This window comes from Endozoicomonas sp. ALC020, assembly GCF_049275935.1.
In the GTDB taxonomy this organism is placed as follows: domain Bacteria; phylum Pseudomonadota; class Gammaproteobacteria; order Pseudomonadales; family Endozoicomonadaceae; genus Endozoicomonas_A.
On record NZ_CP184830.1, the window covers coordinates 4,306,821 to 4,325,634 of the forward strand.

General features: G+C 47.3%; 18 protein-coding genes. 8 read left to right on the plus strand and 10 right to left on the minus strand.

Annotated elements, in window-relative coordinates; genetic code table 11:
• Positions 1-135 precede the first annotated feature (135 nt).
• Positions 136-594, plus strand: a complete 459-nt coding sequence (locus tag ACOJUO_RS16340) for a methylglyoxal synthase (RefSeq protein ID WP_422133066.1) — start codon at positions 136-138, stop codon at positions 592-594.
• 156 nt (positions 595-750) lie between these two features.
• On the opposite strand, the gene ACOJUO_RS16345 is transcribed toward ACOJUO_RS16340, so the two are convergent.
• Positions 751-1,131: a hypothetical protein gene (locus ACOJUO_RS16345; RefSeq protein ID WP_422133067.1), complete on the minus strand. Its 381-nt coding sequence runs from the start codon at positions 1,129-1,131 to the stop codon at positions 751-753.
• 873 nt (positions 1,132-2,004) lie between these two features.
• Between ACOJUO_RS16345 and pflB the strand changes: the two genes are divergently transcribed.
• Together pflB and pflA are read left to right on the plus strand one after the other, a co-directional pair.
• Complete coding sequence (pflB, locus tag ACOJUO_RS16350; RefSeq protein ID WP_422137516.1) at positions 2,005-4,287, plus strand: formate C-acetyltransferase; 2,283 nt, start codon at positions 2,005-2,007, stop codon at positions 4,285-4,287.
• A gap of 141 nt (positions 4,288-4,428) precedes the next feature.
• The gene (gene pflA / locus ACOJUO_RS16355) at positions 4,429-5,160 is read left to right on the plus strand and encodes a pyruvate formate-lyase-activating protein (RefSeq protein WP_422133069.1); all 732 of its coding nucleotides are present in this window, start codon (positions 4,429-4,431) and stop codon (positions 5,158-5,160) included.
• 298 nt (positions 5,161-5,458) lie between these two features.
• Here pflA and ACOJUO_RS16360 read toward each other — a convergent pair whose 3' ends face one another.
• The 3 genes from ACOJUO_RS16360 to yciA form a co-directional block, all read right to left on the minus strand.
• Complete coding sequence (locus ACOJUO_RS16360) at positions 5,459-6,496, minus strand: GMP reductase (RefSeq protein ID WP_422133070.1); 1,038 nt, start codon at positions 6,494-6,496, stop codon at positions 5,459-5,461.
• A 357-nt stretch (positions 6,497-6,853) separates the two neighbouring features.
• Entirely contained in the window at positions 6,854-7,477 is a 624-nt protein-coding gene (gene udk, locus ACOJUO_RS16365) for a uridine kinase (RefSeq protein ID WP_422133071.1), read from the minus strand.
• Between the two features lie 10 nt (positions 7,478-7,487).
• Positions 7,488-7,871, minus strand: a complete 384-nt coding sequence (gene yciA / locus ACOJUO_RS16370; protein WP_422133072.1) for an acyl-CoA thioester hydrolase YciA — start codon at positions 7,869-7,871, stop codon at positions 7,488-7,490.
• A 228-nt stretch (positions 7,872-8,099) separates the two neighbouring features.
• Here yciA and ACOJUO_RS16375 point away from each other — a divergent pair, with 228 nt between their 5' ends.
• The 4 genes from ACOJUO_RS16375 to ACOJUO_RS16390 all read left to right on the plus strand — a co-directional run bounded on the left by ACOJUO_RS16375 (position 8,100) and on the right by ACOJUO_RS16390 (position 12,803).
• On the plus strand, positions 8,100-9,164 hold the full coding sequence (locus tag ACOJUO_RS16375; RefSeq protein WP_422133073.1) for a methyltransferase: 1,065 nt from the start codon (positions 8,100-8,102) through the stop codon (positions 9,162-9,164).
• Between the two features lie 181 nt (positions 9,165-9,345).
• Entirely contained in the window at positions 9,346-10,161 is an 816-nt protein-coding gene (locus ACOJUO_RS16380) for an amino acid ABC transporter substrate-binding protein (protein ID WP_422137517.1), read from the plus strand.
• Positions 10,162-10,229: 68 nt separating this feature from the next.
• The gene (locus ACOJUO_RS16385) at positions 10,230-10,895 is read left to right on the plus strand and encodes an amino acid ABC transporter permease (RefSeq protein ID WP_422137518.1); all 666 of its coding nucleotides are present in this window, start codon (positions 10,230-10,232) and stop codon (positions 10,893-10,895) included.
• Positions 10,896-11,063: 168 nt separating this feature from the next.
• A complete protein-coding gene (locus ACOJUO_RS16390) occupies positions 11,064-12,803 on the plus strand; it encodes a hypothetical protein (RefSeq protein WP_422137519.1) in 1,740 nt (579 codons plus the stop codon).
• 56 nt (positions 12,804-12,859) lie between these two features.
• On the opposite strand, the gene ACOJUO_RS16395 is transcribed toward ACOJUO_RS16390, so the two are convergent.
• The 6 genes from ACOJUO_RS16395 to ACOJUO_RS16420 all read right to left on the minus strand — a co-directional run bounded on the left by ACOJUO_RS16395 (position 12,860) and on the right by ACOJUO_RS16420 (position 17,332).
• A complete protein-coding gene (locus ACOJUO_RS16395; protein WP_422133077.1) occupies positions 12,860-13,255 on the minus strand; it encodes a helix-turn-helix domain-containing protein in 396 nt (131 codons plus the stop codon).
• A gap of 238 nt (positions 13,256-13,493) precedes the next feature.
• Positions 13,494-14,204, minus strand: a complete 711-nt coding sequence (locus ACOJUO_RS16400; protein WP_422137520.1) for a tRNA1(Val) (adenine(37)-N6)-methyltransferase — start codon at positions 14,202-14,204, stop codon at positions 13,494-13,496.
• On the minus strand, positions 14,204-15,121 hold the full coding sequence (locus ACOJUO_RS16405; protein ID WP_422137521.1) for a DMT family transporter: 918 nt from the start codon (positions 15,119-15,121) through the stop codon (positions 14,204-14,206). Before ACOJUO_RS16405 ends, ACOJUO_RS16400 begins: the two co-directional genes overlap by 1 nt.
• Before the next feature lie 95 nt (positions 15,122-15,216).
• A complete protein-coding gene (locus tag ACOJUO_RS16410) occupies positions 15,217-16,911 on the minus strand; it encodes a hypothetical protein (protein WP_422137522.1) in 1,695 nt (564 codons plus the stop codon).
• 19 nt (positions 16,912-16,930) lie between these two features.
• The gene (locus ACOJUO_RS16415) at positions 16,931-17,095 is read right to left on the minus strand and encodes a hypothetical protein (RefSeq protein ID WP_422137523.1); all 165 of its coding nucleotides are present in this window, start codon (positions 17,093-17,095) and stop codon (positions 16,931-16,933) included.
• A 45-nt stretch (positions 17,096-17,140) separates the two neighbouring features.
• Positions 17,141-17,332 (minus strand): hypothetical protein, encoded by a 192-nt coding sequence (locus ACOJUO_RS16420; RefSeq protein ID WP_422137524.1) that lies wholly within the window; start codon positions 17,330-17,332, stop codon positions 17,141-17,143.
• A 440-nt stretch (positions 17,333-17,772) separates the two neighbouring features.
• On the opposite strand from ACOJUO_RS16420, the gene dusA reads away from it, so the two are divergent.
• On the plus strand, positions 17,773-18,786 hold the full coding sequence (dusA, locus tag ACOJUO_RS16425) for a tRNA dihydrouridine(20/20a) synthase DusA (RefSeq protein WP_422133082.1): 1,014 nt from the start codon (positions 17,773-17,775) through the stop codon (positions 18,784-18,786).
• Positions 18,787-18,814 lie beyond the last annotated feature (28 nt).

The following is an 18,814-nucleotide window of genomic DNA, read 5'->3' on the forward strand; positions in this document are numbered from 1 at the left end:
CTGTTCCCTCCATTTCTGTCTGTTCTTTGCCCTAATCCTGACTTTTTCGATCACTTGCAAGGATATTGTTTGACAGCAATAGTGTCAGCAGTTAAATACTTCAGTCATCTTTCTTTCAGGGTTGGAATATTCTCGATGGAATATAAAACACATGTCGTGCCAGCAAAAAAGAACATTGCACTGGTAGCTCACGATAAAAAGAAGGAAGAGCTGGTAGAATGGGCCCTGCGTCATCGTGATGAGCTGATCAATCATCAGTTATTTGCTACGGGCACAACCGGCAGTCTTCTGGAAAAGACGCTGTCTCTGCCCATCAGGAAGCTCATCAGTGGTCCGCTGGGAGGCGATCAGCAGATCGGTGCATTGATCTCCGAAAGTAAACTGGATCTGTTGGTGTTCTTCTGGGATCCTTTCGAGTCGCAACCCCATGATCCGGATGTGAAAGCGTTGCTGAGAATTGCAGCAGTCTGGAATATTCCAGTGGCCTGTAATCAGGGCTCTGCTGAGTTTATGTTTTCTTCAAAAATGATGAGTCAGAGTCACGAAAGAAAGATTCCCGATTATGAGCATTATCTGAAGTCCAGACCCTTTTGATGAATTTATGAAAATTTATCAGATTTAGAGTGATACTAAACAATAATTCGAAACAACAGCCAACAGAAAAATTGCCCGCAAAATATTACAGGCAATTTGATTGCAATGTAACTCCGGGTAGCTGGAAGTCTTTACTAAGCCAGCCGAATCCAAGCTTTAATTGCCAATAGCTGATTCATAGTGACGACGTTTTTTATAGGTCACTTTCGGAGAGCAAGCCGACTTCTGCTCTTCAACGAAACTTTGACATTCAACAGGTTTTTGAGGCGTGGTTGTGAGTGAATAGTTTTGATGTCGGTACGGTTGATTCAAAGGTTGTCTGCCTGACTCTTGCTGAAAATCAAGCTCATCATCGCGGATATGATTGCAGTCGCCGGACGTTGACTCCTGAATATTGTCTTCCGATTCCTGCATATTTAAGCGCATTCTGTACGGATGACCATAGCCCCTTCTTCTACGAGGTTTATGCGATTTTGGCTCGGGCGGTTTTAAGCCGGTAAATTGCTCATAAACAGTGGCGTAAATATATTTGCTCATTACTGTCTCCAGAGGAGATTCGTCCCGGAAAGATTAATTTGTCTATTTATAACTTGATGATATTAAAACTCCACAAACCCATGTATAGGTAACAATACCTAAATAAAAAAGTCATTACCTAGGAACCGGGAACGGAGAGTTGGGTCGTTTTGTTAACGATGCATTAGTAACTTATGGACATGCTCGTGGCCAATGTTGATATGGAATCATTACTATGGCGCGTCGATGTTAGGAGGGAAGAATAGCAGTCGGTGGTTTTTAAGGTTGTTTATTTAAATAATATTTTTGCATTTTGAAAAAATGTTAATAACTAATTAATTAAATGGGTTCAAATTAACGGCTATTTCCAAAAAATAACTGCTTTAAAGTTGATTTGATTATATGGTTCCAAAGCCTATATATGGATAAATTTTGAAAGAATCTTGTGTGGGTGATTTTGTTTTTCTTTGCATTCTGTTGTTATATTTTGGTCGATTTACTCTATGCAGGGTTGTGCTACCTTGTCAGTCATCAAGTTGTTTGCAGTCGTATAGTTGGTCGTGTAAGTCGTAAGTCGAGTAAATGGTTATCTTGGAGGTTAAAGTTCGATAGCTGTCCTGATAGGTATTGGACACGATAGTAGAAAGTAATTAGTTAATATATTTTGTAACTCAATGAGCGACAGTTTTATCGAACAGAAGGGCAGTCATACTGCACTGCTTTGTAAGATGGTTGTCATTATACCGAGAGATCGTGAGTGGCTTCTGGTATTGCTCGACACAGGTATGCATTTCCTTTCTGTTTGGCCAGACTGATATTTTTTCTGTGAAGATGCGCTCTGTAAGTGTGACAGGATGTTCTTCACGGATATTCAAACACGAGGAGCTGCTATCAATGAGCACTCAAGCCAAAGACCTACCAGCAGGATGGGCAGGGTTTGCCCGGGGTGAATGGACCGAAAACGTCAATGTCCGGGATTTCATCCAGAAGAACTATACCCCTTATGAAGGGGGTGATGATTTCCTCGCCGACGCCACTGAAGCTACCAGGCGTCTCTGGGATGATGTCATGGAAGGGATCAAGGAAGAAAACCGTACACATGCCCCAATCGATTTCGATCATGACCTGCCTTCAACAATTACCTCGCACGAAGCCGGTTATATTCAGAAAGGTCTGGAGAAGATCGTTGGTCTGCAGACTGACAAGCCTCTGAAGAGGGGTATGATTGCCAATGGTGGTATCCGCATGGTGGAAACTTCCTGTGAAGTGTACGGGAAGGTTCTGGACCCCATGGTGAAAAAGATCTTCACTGAATACCGAAAAACCCACAATGCCGGTGTATTTGATGTGTACACGCCTTCTATTCGCAATTGTCGCAAGTCCGGTCTTATCACCGGTCTGCCAGATGCCTATGGTCGTGGACGAATTATAGGAGATTATCGTCGTATAGCTCTGTACGGTATTGATCGTCTGGTTGCAGACAAGAAAGTACAGCATGGAGAACTGGATTCCGTGCTGGAATCGGGAGAGAATCTTGAGCAAACCATTCAACTGCGTGAAGAAATTATGGAGCAGATCCGTGCCTTGATGCAGATAAAAGAGATGGCTGCCAGTTATGATTGCGATATCAGTCAACCAGCAGTAACGGCTCAGCAGGCAGTTCAGTGGACCTACTTCGGTTATCTTGCGGCGGTGAAATCCCAGAATGGTGCGGCCATGTCTCTGGGTCGCACAGCGACTTTCCTGGACGTTTATATCCAGCGTGACCTGGAGGCAGGCAGGATCAATGAAGTTGATGCCCAGGAATTGATCGACCACTTTGTAATGAAGCTTCGTATGGTTCGTTTCCTGCGTACGCCAGAGTACGATGAGCTTTTCTCCGGCGATCCAATCTGGGCGACAGAGTCTATTGGTGGTATGGGCCTTGATGGTCGCACACTGGTTACCAAAAACAGCTTCCGTTTCTTGCATACTCTTTACACCATGGGCCCATCACCCGAGCCTAACATCACGGTGCTCTGGTCCGAGGGCTTGCCTCAGGGCTTCAAGGAATTCTGTGCCAGGGTGTCCATTGATACCAGCTCCATTCAGTACGAGAATGATGACCTGATGCGTCCGGATATGGACAGTGATGATTACGCCATTGCCTGCTGTGTATCGCCAATGGTTGTAGGCAAGCAGATGCAGTTTTTTGGTGCTCGTGCCAACCTGGCCAAAACATTGCTGTACGCCATCAATGGTGGTGTGGATGAAAAACTGAAGGTTCAGATTGGTCCCAAGGTAGCTCCAATTACCGACGACGTTCTGGATTATGACGCTGTTTACGCCAGCATGGATCATCTGATGGATTGGCTGGCAACCCAGTACGTGACGGCTCTGAATGCCATACACTATATGCATGACAAGTATTCCTATGAAGCCTCTCAAATGGCTCTTCATGACCGTGATGTTGTGCGTACGATGGCCACAGGTATTGCCGGTTTGTCTGTTGCTGCCGACTCTCTGTCTGCGATCAAGTATGCCAGGGTCAGGCCTGTTCGTGATGAAGACGGTCTGGCGGTAGACTTCGAGATCGAAGGCGATTATCCCAAGTTTGGTAACAACGAAGAGCATGTTGATACGATTGCCTGTGAGTTGGTAGAAACCTTCATGAAGAAGGTGGCTGCACACAAAACTTATCGTAATGCCATTCCAACCCAGTCAATCCTGACCATTACTTCCAATGTTGTGTATGGCAAGAAGACCGGTAATACACCAGACGGTCGTCGTGCAGGCCAGCCCTTTGGCCCAGGTGCCAACCCAATGCATGGCCGTGACACAACTGGTGCGATAGCGTCTCTGAGTTCTGTCGCTAAACTGCCATTCTCTTATGCTAAAGACGGTATTTCTTACACCTTTTCAATAGTGCCAAAAGCACTGGGTAAAGATGAAGACGGTCGTCGTCGTAACCTGGTCGGTCTGATGGACGGTTATTTCCATCATGAAGTTGATCGGGAGGGAGGTCAGCACCTGAATGTGAACGTTCTGAATCGTGAAATGTTGGAGGATGCTGTGGTCAATCCAGACAAGTACCCTTCGCTAACGATTCGCGTGTCTGGCTATGCTGTTCGTTTCAACTCTCTGACTCCTGAGCAACAGAGAGATGTTATTGCCAGGACCTTTACATCAACCCTGTAAGCTTTTTGGGTGCTGAGTGAAAGAGGTCGGCTCTGTGTCGGCCTTCTTTTTACGGCTTTTTATTCTTAAAATCCGTTATCCGGGATGACTTGCTGCAGGTCTGCATTTTCGCTATTTGTCATCTTTGAGATGAGGTCAGTTATGGCAATTGGGCGTGTTCACTCTATGGATTCATTTGGAACCGTAGATGGTCCGGGTATTCGTTATGTGGTCTTTATGCAGGGTTGTCTGATGCGATGCCGCTATTGCCACAACCGGGACACCTGGGATCTTCGTGAAGGCGGGGAGCTGAAAAGCCACCAAGAGGTATTTCGGGAAATCAAAAAAGTTAAAAGCTTTCTTTCAGGGGGCCTGACCGTCACCGGCGGTGAGCCTGTTTTACAGGCTGAATTTGTTGCTGACCTGTTTGAAGCGTGCCGTCAGGAAGGGATTCATACCTGTCTGGATACCAATGGCTTTGCCAAGCACATTAACGATGATGTTACTCGTCTGTTAAATAATACCGACCTGGTGTTGTTGGATATTAAGCACATGGATGAAGAGATGCATCATAAGCTGACCTATGTCACCGGCAGTCATACCCGGCACTTTGCTGAATATCTGGCAGAGATTAAAAAGCCTGTCTGGATTCGTTATGTCGTAGTCGATGGTTACACAGTCGACCCTCAGTACGCTGCTATGCTGGCTGAGTTTATCGAGCCCATGAAAAACATTGAGAAGGTTGAAATACTGCCTTATCACAGTCTTGGGGTCCATAAATGGAATTTGTTGAACGACACTTATGAATTGGAAAAGGTGACTCCTCCTACTAAAGAGCAGCTTGATCTGATCCGGGATGAGTTTACTTCGAGGGGGATCGTGGCGGCCTACTAAACCTTTCCCGGCAAGCAATTGGATCGGGGTTGTAGAAGGAGCATAAGGTGGGGGTGGCCTTGCCCGAAAGGGGGAAGGCCATAGAAGTCTAGCAGCCTGTCGGACTTAAGCGTCCGTAGCGAGGATTGCAAGAAATTGAGGATAAAAATCTCTGTTTCTGAGGAGAATAGCGAGCTATTTGACGAAGAAACAGAGATTTTTAGACCAATTTATTGCAACCGCACGACTGCATGGATGCAGGAGCTAGAGCAACGCAGGAGCAGTTGCCGCGTAGGACAGTCTTAAGTCCGACAGGCTGCTAGTTAAAGACTCTGTTTTCCTGTTCCTGAACGCGAATAAAGGTGGTTCGCTTGGTCAGTTCTTTCAGGGTGGCTGCGCCTACGTAAGTACATGTTGAGCGAACGCCACCCAGGATGTCCTGGACAGTATTTTCAACGGGGCCACGGTAAGGCACCTTAACGGTTTTACCTTCAGAGGCGCGATAGTTGGCAACGCCGCCAGAGTGCTTGTCCATGGCAGTCTCGGAACTCATTCCGTAGAACAGTTTGAATTTCTCGCCATCTACTTCCACCTCTTCACCAGCGGACTCGTCGTGACCAGCAAACATGCCGCCAATCATGACAAAGTCAGCGCCACCGCCGAAGGCTTTGGAAACGTCACCTGCACAGGCACAACCACCGTCGGAGATAATCTGACCACCAACACCGTGAGCTGCATCAGCGCATTCTATCGTTGCAGACAGTTGTGGGTAGCCCACGCCAGTTTTGACACGGGTAGTGCATACAGAGCCTGGTCCGATGCCTACCTTGACAATGTCTGCACCCTTGAGAATCAGCTCTTCGACCATTTCACCGGTGACTACGTTACCGGCAATGATGACCTTATCAGGGTGCTGGTTACGAACCTTGGAAACATATTGAACAAAGTGTTCGGAGTAGCCATTGGCAACATCAATACAGATAAAACGAAGATTGTCGTTCAGCGCCAGGATATCGTTGAGTTTGGTGAAGTCGGCATCGGATGTGCCACTGCTTACCATGATATGGTTTTCAATACCTGCGGGTGCATTGTCCAGAAATGCACCCCATTCTTCAATGGTGTAATGCTTGTGCACTGCAGTCAGCATCTTGTGTTCGGCCAGAGCGAGGGCAATGGAGAAAGTGCCGACTGTGTCCATATTGGCAGCAATGACAGGGACACCAGTCCATTCCCGGGTGGTGTGAACAAATTTGAAGGTGCGTTCCAGGCTTACCTGGGAGCGGCTCTTCAGGGTTGAACGCTTGGGTCTGAACAGAACATCTTTAAAACCCAGCTTGATATCAGCTTCAACACGCATAACTTTCCCGTTAGACCTTTTTACAGGTTAAAGACTAATTTACGGTTAAGGATTTAGTCTTCGACAGATTGATGACAAGGGAGAGTGTACAAGCGGCAGGATTTTGGAGGCTACCTATGAGGAGATACCGGTGACCCGGAAAGCGCGCGCACTTTCTACGCCTATACCGGTCGATTATACAAAAACAGGTACTCAGGTCAAAGGTTGAATTTGCGAAACGTTTTTTTTCGCTCATGGCTGGTTTACCGCCTGGACGGTCTCGCCCACGAGTGTCGGCAGAAGGGCTATGCCCTGCCTGAAATCAGGATCTGACTTATAAAATAGCAGACCTGAAAACAGAGTGTAGACAGGCATGAATTAATCAATCAGATCCTGAATCTTGGTTTTGATAAGGTCAATGGCAATTCTGTTCTTGCCACCGTGGGGAATGATCAGGTCAGCATGCTGGCGGGCAGGCTCAATGAATTGCAGGAACATCGGGCGAACCGTTTCCAGATATTGTCTGATGACCGAATCAACATCACGGCCCCGTTCGAGAATATCTCGCTTCAGTCGTCTTATCAGACAGATGTCCAGTGGCGTGTCCATGTAGAAACGAAGATCAAAGGTTTCACGGATATCCGGACGGGTAAACAACAGAATGCCTTCAATCAGAACCACCCGGGCAGGAGGGACTGTGCGGGTTTCCTTTTTACGGTTGTGCTCTGTGTAATCGTATAGCGGCACATCCACTGTCTGACCTTCTATTAGTAGCTTCATATGCTCCAGCATCAAGTCATGGTCCATGGACTCGGGATGGTCATAGTTAGTCTGAACCCTCTGCTTCATGGCCATGTGCGTCTGATCCTTGTAGTAAGAATCTTCGGAGATGACACAAACGTGCTGAGACTGTAGTTCTTCGACCAGAGTGCTGGCCAGCAGACTTTTACCGGAAGCAGAGGCACCGGCAACGCCGACCAGAATGGTTTTTTGTTTTAGCATTTATATTCCGTTATTTTTCTCTATCCACAGGTTGAGGGCGACCCTGTTCATCAATGGCTACAAAAGTAAAGACGCCTTCCGTCACCTTGATGCGTTGCTGATGAAAAGGCATATTCGTGATCCAGACCTCCAGCTTGATCCGCATAGAAGTGGTGCCAACGTGAATGACCTCAGCATAACAACAGACTACATCACCGACATTGACCGGATGGTGAAATGACATAGATTCAACGGCTACAGTAGAAATTCGGCTGTGACTTCTCTGATTGGCAGCGATACCACCGGCAATATCCATTTGTGACATTAGCCAGCCACCGAAAATGTCGCCGTTGGGGTTGGTGTCTGCAGGCATGGCGAGGGTTCTGAGCATAAGCTCTCCCTGTGGCTCGGGCATTAGGGGTCTCCAGTGAGCACAAAAAAATCTGGCTCAAATGCTAAAAGCCACAGAAGATCATGTAAATCGGTAGTTTCAGAAAATGTACGTGCACAAGTCAATCAAGTCTGGAAAGCCAGCCTCTTGGCCAGTTGATGGCCCATCAATAAGTCATAGTTTTTATGACGTTTTCTCATTAATAGAATATTATTCTGTGCTGTGATTTTATTTGCTTGATTGAAGGATGCTATGAACGCTCGAGTTCTCTCTAACCCAAGCCAGTTGGTGGTTCGTAACAGTGAATGGCTGAGCTGCGATAAGATGCTCGTGCTGGGTATGCCTGCTGATGGTCTGGGAAGAGAAATTCTTCAGGAAGGCATTGCAGAAGAAGTTTACGGGCTGGCTCGAGACTTTTCAGTCTACAGGGCCGTTAAAGAGGACTGGTCTGCAAGCAGTCAGATGACTCTTCACTATGGCTCTGTGGTCGAATCGACAGCAGGCCACTTTGATGGCGTGCTGATTTTTCTGCAGAAAAGCAAACCTCTGATGGATTTCTGGCTGGCGATGATTGCACCTTTGTTAAAAGAAGACGCTGTCGTCTGGCTGACGGGCGAAAACAGTGAAGGCATAAAATCCTGGCGCAAGCGACTCAGGCAGAACTTTTCTGAAGTCAAAAACATGGATAATGCCCGTCATTGCAGTTTAATTGAAGCTTCAGGCTATCTGCACAATGGCGTTGAATTCTCCAGGCCGGATTATTACAGTGCCTATGAACTTAAAGTTCGTGATACATTTATGCCGTTATTCTCTCTACCTGGTGTATTCAGTCATGGACGTGTTGATGTGGGTACTGCAGCACTTCTGGATACCTTTGATCACTGCGCGGCCGAACGTGTTCTCGATTTTGGCTGTGGTGCCGGAGTGGTAGCCGGCTTTCTGGGGCAATTGAACCCCGACGGACATTATACTCTGGTAGACTCCGATGCTCTGGCTCTGGAAAGTTCAACCCGTACCCTGCAGGAAAATAACGTAAGGCACTTTAACGTGATCGCCAGCGACGGTTTATCTGAAATCACTGGTGAGTTTGACCTGATCGTTTCCAATCCTCCATTTCATCAGGGTGTCAAGACTCATTATGCAGTAACGGAACAGTTTCTTGCCCGGTCTGTTGACCTGCTAAAGAAAGGAGGGGAGCTGAGAATTGTGGCGAACAGCTTCCTCCGCTATGAGCCGATCATCAAACAGGCTTTCGGAGATTGTAAAACACTTGTCGTAAAAAAGGGTTTCTCAATCTATCAGGCTTTCAAGCGCTGATCGCAAAAATATTTATATAACATTTTCACATAAAAACTGATGAAAATGTTATTTCAGTTATAATTGGTGACGCTGATAATCTGCGCTCCTGATTATGGGCAAGCAGCCTTCAGGACCACATTTCATTAGATTAAATGAGTGGTTGAGCACATTGCCCACAGCTGTTCTTAGGGAGACACTCATGTTCGGTCTTACATTTAAAAAAGCTATAACCACCGTCACTCTGGCTATGTCTGTGGTGCTGGCTGGCTGCTCTGATGATCAGTCTGCACAGACACAGGCAGGCAATGATGAAGTTAAGTCTTCTGTCGTTAGAGTCGGTATGTCTGGCACCTATTACCCGTTCACTTTTATGGAGCAGGGTGAACTGAAAGGCTTTGAAGTTGATCTCTGGAAGGAGATCGCTAGTCGCCTGAATAAAGATGTTGAGTTTGTTACGGCACCATTCTCTGGTCTGTTTGGCATGCTGGAAGCAGGTCAGCTGGACACTATTTCCAACCAGATTACGCTGACTGAAGCCCGCGCCGAACGTTATGCTTTCTCCGAGCCTTATGTTTACGACGGTGCCCAGATAGCAGTCCACGAAGACAACAATGATATTAAGTCAGTTGATGATCTGGCAGGCAAGAGAGTTGCTGTGAATCTGGGCTCTAACTTTGAAGCGATCCTGCGTCAGAATGATCCAGAGAACAAAATCAATGTGGTAACCTACGATACCGGCATTGAGCAAGATGTTGTGCTTAAACGTTCTGATGCTTTTGTTATGGATCGTGTCAGCGTAATGGCCCTGATTGATAAGTCTGATTTGCCTCTGAAGTTAGCCGGTGAGCCGATTGAGATCCTGAAAAATGCTATGCCCTTCGTCAATGATCAAGAGGGTCTGGCTCTGAGGGATCAAGTGAACTCTGCTCTGGCTGCCATGGCTGAAGACGGAACTCTGGCTTCTATTTCCGGTAAATGGTTCGGTGGAGACATTACTGCTAAACCTGCAGGGTAAACCTTTCATCCATTACTGTTCTCTGTAATACTGGCCCGTTTGTTCCGAAGTCAGCTACAGGCATTTGAATGATGGATTTTGAATACACTGTCGGAATGCTTCCGACAGTTGCCGTGAATCTGGATACGACGTTGTATATGACACTGGGTGGTCTGGTGTTATCCCTGTCTCTGGGTCTTGTTCTGGCTCTGGTAAAAATTGCCCGGCCCTTTTATCTTCACCATCTGGCTGACCTGTATATCTCTTTTTTCAGGGGATCGCCGCTGCTGGTTCAGCTCTTCCTGTTCTACTATGGCCTGCCACAGTTGTTACCTGCTCTTGCAGGTATGCCTGCCATAGTGGCTGTGATCATCGGTCTGGGTCTGCATTTTGCCGCCTATATGTCAGAAAGCATGAGGGCAGCGATTATTAGTATCCATGCAGGGCAGATGGAAGCTGCTTTGAGTGTCGGTATGACCCGGGCCGAGGGCATGAGAAGAATTGTTATTCCTCAGGCGGCAAGGGTGGCTTTTCCCGGATTGATGAACAATGGGATTGATCTGCTCAAGAGCACATCACTTGCCTTTACTCTGGGGGTTGTTGAGATCATGGCCCGTGCCCAGATGGAGGCCGCCAGTAGCTTCCGCTTTTTCGAAAGTTACCTCAGTGTTGCGCTGATTTACTGGGGAGTGGTGTTAGTATGCACCTGGCTCCAGAAGTGGGCTGAAGCAAGACTCAATCGAGCATACATTTAGTTGTTCTGTTTTGCGGATGCCGAATCTACGGCACCCGCCTCTCTTCTGCGGTGATTCTGAATTTATAATGTTGTTATTCTGACTTCTACTAATATCGGCGTTATTCATTCTAATTTTTTCCTATACTAACGAAAAGTTATGACCGCGTTTGACCATGGAGAGGTCAGGATGAGTTTAAGAACACGTATAGAGTCCTTGGTACCCCGGCTTGCACATTTCAAGAGTGAAGTGTCACAGCAAGTCAAGGCATTGCACCCTAAAAAAGTGCTGGTTAAAAACTGGGGCCGTTTCGTTCAGGGAATGAAAATAGCGGCCTTCCATGCCAAACGTCTTGCCCACGGTATCTCAGATCGTATCCCCAGAGTTCGTATTACTGCCAGAAGGGTTGTCCAGATCAGGGCTGAGGAAGCCTTGATGGGTAACCGTATCAAGGCAAAGAGTAAAGAAGGTATTCCTCTAAGCTCTGATCAGTCAGAATTTCTCAAGAAGCACGCTGGCTTTGAGGTGAAGTCTCGAGAGGTTGGCTCTGAAGGTAGCAAAACAACTGTTGATTTCCTGGTTAAGGTTAAATCAAGCGCACTGAAAGAAGCTGATAAACAGTTTGAAATCGATCTTGAAGCTTTTGCCAAGGCAAGAGTTGCGTTTGAAGCCAAAATGAAGAAACGCCCTACCGAGGTGACTCAGGAAGAGATCAATGAAGTCAATCAACTGCAGAAGAACCTGGATGACTCGCAATCCCGTCTGGCTTACCTCAGACACATGGCTACAGAGCTCAAGTATAAGGAGCTGGGTGGCCAGTTTGATACTGAGGCTGCCCTTCGCGATGCCATCAGGGTTCACGTGAAAACTCAGGGCTTGCAGAAAAGTAATGCCTCCAATCTTGTTCAGGGTGTCACCAATAATATCGCCAGTGTGATTCAGGATCGTCTGGATATTGATTCCCGGATCAGAGAGATCAGTGATAAGTACAGAAACAGAGTTTACAAAGACATTATTGCCTTTGTTGATAATCCTGATGAGCATTCAGAACACAATACCCTGGTCAGAGCCCAGCGTAACAGACAGATGATCTGGGGTACTGACAAGCTTCAATTTGCCACAGCAGAAGCGGGTTACTCCAAGCGTTTACCAGGGTTGGATTATTATATGTGTGCAGCCAAAGAAAACTGGCCACAGGGTGAGCCCGTCTATAAAGACCGCCTGGTACTGGAAGCTGTTCGACTCATGCACAATGACTGGTCTCTGTTTGCCGGTGACGTTCAGTCTGAGATTGATAAAATCAGGGTTGATATCGATAAAGAAAATGGCGTTGGCAGTTTTGATTCAGAAAAAATGTGGGAATATCACCACCTGAGAAGTTTCCAGGAAACACTGTCAAAACTGAGAAGGTTTGCAACCAAGGATGCTGACAGCACAAGCCGGGTGGTCGATTTCCTCTCCAGTTATGGTGAAGAGTTGGGACTGGGTGAACACCCGGGCTACAACCTGGATGTGTTGACGAAAGAGGCCCAGGCCAGATACGGTGTCAATAGCTTTAAGCAACTGGAAGAATCAGTGACCAGAACAGAAAAAGGTACGGCTGAGCACTCGGAGTATATGCCCATTCCTCCTTTTGGTCAGACTCCTCCCCTTATACAACCGGCAGTGAATAACCGTTTTACGGGAGTCGCTTCAATACCATCTACTGACCCATTTCTTTCGGATTTACAAGAACAACAGGCTCCTTCAGCGGTGTTTAAATTGGCTCCGTGGCCGACTGATACGGGATCACCTGTATCCAGTCCAGTGCCACCGCCACCAGGCTTTGGTAATAAATGGGAAGCCTTTGGAGAGCCAGATACGAGTGAATCAGAGGATCCATCCCAGAGCTCTGAAAAAGATTCCCAAAACAATAGAAATACTTTCTAGCCCTGTTCAAAGAACAAACAAAAAAAACGGCACCTGACCTATAGGTGTCGTTTTTTTCAGGATTGTTTATCCATTTTCTGATAAGCGACAATGTCGTCTACATCGATATTTAAAGCCTCTGATAGCTTCCTTATAGTTTTTATAGACCCGGTTTTTTGTCCACTCTCGATCTGACTGATCATGGAAGCCGATACGCCTGACTTTTCATGTAGCCCTTTCTGGCTAAGCTCTCTGTACTCCCTCCAGACGGTAACGGGGTTGTCACCGTTCATGAGCCTGTTTGTGACCTGATCAGGCAAAATCTCATCCTCTCCGTTGAGGAGATCTGCTTTCGCCTCTCTGAAGGCTTCAGAGTCTTCGATGTCTTTCATCCCTTCTAACATCGCCAGATATTCATTGTAAGGCATAACAACGAAAGCTGGTTTTCCTTCGTGATTCAATATTTCAGCCATTTCAAAACTCCGGAGGGACGAAGCCCTTCTCTCTAGGAGCCTGACAGAGAATAGCGCCCGTAGCGAGGACGGCAGAAAATTGAGGATGGAAATTCGGTTTTGTGAGGAGAATAGCGAGCTATTTGACGAACAAAAGCGGATTTTCAGACCAATTTGCTGCCGCCGCAGTAGGGCAGTCTATTCTCTGTCAGGCTCCTAGTGTTTGTATATTGTTGCAGACGCGGCAGGAAGTAAGCAGTTAAAGCTTTAAATAATAGGGCCTGAGAAGATCTATAGTCTCAGTTGTGTACGCTGGGTGTTCGCTGTATATGGTGATCTGCTCAAGCTTATGTCTTGATCCGGAATGCCCCAAAACCAGCAGGTGGCGATGATTTTTATGAGTGTCAGAAGAGCGAATAGCCAGAGTTCGCTCCAGCTTCAAGGGGGTGGCTTGGTGGAGCGCTTCCAAAAACACTGGGCTCGATTCAGTCGGCAACAGAATCCAGGCTTTGCCATCCTCAGACATCAGTCTGTCAATATTTTCAGCCAGTTCCAGAAAACTCAAACTGTCTGTGTGACGTGCCAGTGATCGTCTGTCGCAGGGGGCTTTAGAGGCATTTTCAAAGAAGGGAGGGTTGCTGAGTATACAGTCATAGCGTTTTTCAGGCACAAACGATTGAATGGAGCAGTGATGTAACTTCAGACGACTCTTCCATGGGCTGGCTGAGAAATTTTCCCGGGATTGAATAGCCGCCTGATCGTCCAGTTCAACCGCATCAATGCAGGCTGTGGATCTTTGGGCTGCCATTAAGCTGAGCAGGCCGGTTCCGGCACCAATATCAAGAATGGATTGACTGTTTTCCACCTCTGCTCTGGCGCCAAGAATGCAGGCGTCGGTGGTGATTTTCATGGCAGTCTGGCCCTGTTCTACCCTGAACTGCTTGAATTGAAAATAACTGTTTCTGGCCATCAATAGTTGCTCGCTACCGGAGCTTCTGAAGGCTTTTCAGGCTCTGATTTTCTTTGTTGAAATACAACGGCTGAAACAATCATCAGCAGCCCCACATAGGTGGAAATATGAATGCTCTCATCCAGAACATTGGCGATGAATATCAGTGAAAGGAAAGGGCTGAGATAGCTGATGTTGCTGATGACTGAGGTGTTTTTTGCCAGCTTGAGGGCTTTGAGCCAGAAAATATAGGCAAATCCCATCTCGACCAGTCCTATATACAAAGCCCCGCTGAGACCTTCCACAGGAATAGGCCAGACACTGGACTGCCAGAAAACAGCCACCGTGATCCAGGGTAATCCGAACAGAAAGCACAACAGCAGGCCAACCTGTGAGTCACCCTTATTTCTGGCGTTTAAAATCCAGTACAAGGCCCAGATCAGGGTGCTGGAAAGCATCAGAATTACGCCCTCTGGGTTACCAAAGTTGAGATTTTCCAGCTCACCCCGGGTGCTGATAATTAATACGCCAAGATAGGCTAAGAGACAACAGATGCCATCCTTGAAACTCAGCTTGTTACCCAGCAGCGGCACAGCCAGCAATGTAAGCGCCAGAGGCCAGCTGTAATTCAGTGCCTGAGCCTGCTGGGCGGGCAACAGGTCATAGCCGCCAAACAGGACGATGTGGTAGAGGAAAGGGTTAAGAAAACCTAGCAGGATGTAAAGTCCAAAGTGCTCTCTGCCCTGTTGGATCAGTTGGGGCCACTTGCCCTGGGCAATGACAAAACCACCCAGAAGCAGGGTCGAAGTTAACACCGACCAGAATACCATTTGCCATGGATCAAGATGGTCGAGAGTGAGCTTGAAGGCGGTAGCAACGGTGGACCACATCAGGGCAGTGGCCAGAGCATAAAGGCAGGCTTTTATTTGTGAAGACATAGGGTGTCAAGTCGCTTTAGTGGATGCTGGCTCAGGCGGCTGAAACGCGTCTTATATCACGGCAATCTGCTTTACGCCATGAAGATTTAACAGCGTCAGCTCACGCCGTTCATCTTAAGGAAGTTTTCCAGAACCGCTTCCTGCATCCTCAGGTAGTGAAAGGCAGTTGTCGTGTCGGCCTCGGGGTTTGCCAGTAGAGTTTCCATGGCACTGTTGATGCGCTGACGGGAGTCATTGATGAGATGCGTGTCATTTTCCGAGAAGACTTTACTCGGTAGTGAGGTACCAATGGCATATTGATAGCACTGGCGTGTGAAGCTATTCATCGTTTCCTTGAACCGATCCAGAACTTCTTTGCTTGCAAATCCCGGAGTATTCAGAAGAGCCTGATCGATTTGTCTGACATCCTCCGTTTCACAATGAACGACATGCATTGTAAAGGCTGTTTCATCAAGCTCAGGCTTTTTCATAAAGTCTGAGTCTATTCGTGCTCCCCTGCTGTTTCTCAATACCAGTGTCGGCAGAGGATAGGTGGGGATATTGAACACCTGCTCCGGTGTATCCAGCTCATGGTTGGCTCTTACATCGGCTAATTGCTGCTCAAATACCCAATGATGTAACCGGGCTTTTTCAAGTGGCGTCACAGAATGGTTTTGAAGTTTTCCGGAAGGTTGAACCTGATATTGGGTCGCACTTTGCAAAACAGGATGTTGCTCAGCTGCAGATGTCAACATAGGGTTTGGTTGTCGGTCGGGTAAATCCCCGACACCGTGTTGGGCATAAAGTCTCATGACTTCTGCCTGCATCTGATCATGGTTGAATTTCGTTGCTGTTTTTTCGGGTTCGGGAGCAACACCCTCAATCTTATCGATGAAAATCTCCAGTTCCGCTTTCAGTCTCTCGGTCAATGCTTCCATGCTACTGAGTTCCAGACTTTCAACCAGCCCCTGATGCCGGTGCCCCAGCGGTTCCTGCCAACCCATCAGTTTTCCCTGAAACTGTTTGAGGTCGTGCAGGTTCAGGACCGAGTCCGGATCTACGTTTCGCCGCAGACAGTGAGCTCTGAAGCCATCCTGGCCTGGTAAGAATCGCTTAGCCAGTTGCTGCCTTTTTTCCAGTGTCTTGAGCTGAGCAGCCTGTCCCAGATCTGAAAGCACAAACATGTATTCGGTCACCGCCAGTTTGATAAGATGAGGCAGTGAGTCTGCTTTTTCCATGACGCTTATGACAGTGTCGCAGAAGAATTTTATGTCTTGATAATCTGGAGTGGCGCCATTACCTGTTAGAAAATCTGTGAGCTTGGCTGCCTGATGATCAAAGTCGCGAATTGAGACATCCATCCCGGTTTCTCTTCTAATGGTTTGCAGACCCTTACGCAACCCTCGGATTTGCCACCTTTTGGCTTGCTTGAAAGATATGTTTGAGTCTTCTGGCACTGCGTTATTGCCCGGCATAAGGGCTGTCAGGATTCTTCTGGCTCGTGACGAAGGTTCAGGAAAAGTTTGGTTTTCTTTCGGTGTTTCAACGTATGGAAAGCGGGGAGGGAGTTCAACACCGGAGACCATGTGGGCAGGCAGTGACTGATCGGAAAGCTTTTTGGCCAGAAGGTAGCCTTTACTGATAACAGGGCGTTGCCGGTAATCAGAGCCACTGGTTTTTTTTCCGGTCATTTTACGAACAGGATGTTTGACTACTTCGGTCTTTTTTCCCCGGAAACGGGAAACCACATTATCCTTGACCGTTCGGGCAAATCCGGACAATCCATGATAAACGCTGCTTAAAATGTGCATCCTGCCTTCCCTGGCAATTTCAATCCTTCAGCAACTCGATATTAAAGGCCTGAGCCCGGCGTTTGGCGATTTTCTCAGTATATGTATCGACACTTGAGCTACCGGTATAACCCAAAGCTTTCAGTTTCTTGTCCAGGCCGGTTTTGTCGAATTGGAAGAGTAGAAGGTTGATTTTTTCGTGCATCTCTGGAAAACGATACTGCCTCGTTTTCCAGAGTATTTCGCGTTGTCAAACCTGCGGCAGGTACTTATTTGCCTGGTAGAGGGGATCGGAGGTGTAGCCATTACAGGCCAGAGGTTCCTGATTGCTGTCTGATTGGAGGGAGATAAGGTATTCCGGATAACGGATGTCGTCTATTTCGCCACCAGGGTGGGTAGCGTCCTCAAATAACCGTTTGTTGTCGAGTCCTGGATTATACATGATCGTCTTCCTTTACGATGCTGTTTTTTAAGACTTTAAAACGGGAAAGATTTAAAGCGGTAAATTGTTTAATCAGTTGTCGATGAACGCAGTATTTTTATTTTCTCCGATCTGAAAGTATTCCTGTTAAGCCTTAAAGCTATTGAGATTTGCAGCCCTGAAACATTCTGTCTGTGTTCTTCAGCTGTAAAGACTAAGGTATCGGATTTCTTTTCGACTGTCACTCTTTTGACGTGTGGTATTTTTTTGACGGCATCATCTGGATGCAGGCTCTCGCGGTTAACGCTGACAAATTCAGTTGAAAATGGGGATGCTCTGGAATGAGCGGGGCAAATTACTTATGCGGGTGATGCTATCCCACAGTCGATAGTGAGTGATCTTTACTGCCGAAATGGGCTTTCTGTTATATCATTATCCGTTCTCTAATTTTGAAAATCATTATGCCAGTGACTCAGCCCAAACCCCTGGACCGTAAGTTTTCCGTTGCCCCCATGATGGCATTAACGGACAGACATTGCCGTTACTTTCACCGTTTGCTGTCGGAGCACTCTCTGCTTTATACCGAAATGGTGACCACCGGGGCTCTGGTATTTGGCGATAAAGACCGTTTTCTCAGGCACAATCCTGAAGAGTATCCACTGGCCCTTCAGGTGGGTGGTCATGACCCTCAACATCTTGCCCGGTCAGCCCAGTACGCAGAACAGTCCGGATACCAGGAGATCAACCTGAACGTGGGTTGTCCCAGTGACAGGGTTCAGAATGGTCGCATTGGTGCCTGCCTCATGGCAGAACCCGAGACAGTTGCGGAAGGGGTCAAAGCCATGAAACAGGCGGTGGATATTCCGGTAACAGTGAAGCACAGGGTTGGCATAAACGGTCGTGATTCTTACGAGGAGCTGGTGGATTTTGTCGGAAAAGTGGCTGAAGCCGGTTGCGAAACATTTATTGTGCACGCGCGTATCGCAATTCTTGAGGGTCTGTCTCCCAAGGAAAATCGTGATATTCCTCCTCTAAAGCCTGAGTTGGTTTATCAGCTGAAAAAAGATTTCCCGCAACTGGAAATTACCATCAATGGCGGCATAGGAACCTTTGCCGAGATTGAACAGCATATGGAGCATGTGGATGGTGTTATGTTGGGCAGGGAGGCTTATCATAATCCCTATCTGATGGCTGAAGTCGATAATCGTCTATATGGTACCGGCAAACCGGTGATCGAGCGTCATCAGGTTGTTGAGAGAATGCTGCCCTACATTGAATCCGAGCTGGCAAAGGGCGCGTTCCTGAGTCACATAACCCGTCATATGCTGGGTCTTTACCAGGGGCAGCCTGGAGCTCGTAAGTTCCGTCGTTATATCAGCGAAAATGCTCATAAAAATGGCGCGGGGCCAGAGGTGCTGCTTGAAGCAGTCAAGCAGGTTGAAAGTCTGAGGGAAAGAGCACAGGATGCGGCCTGAGATAGTAAAAACTCCCAGTGGTAAGCGA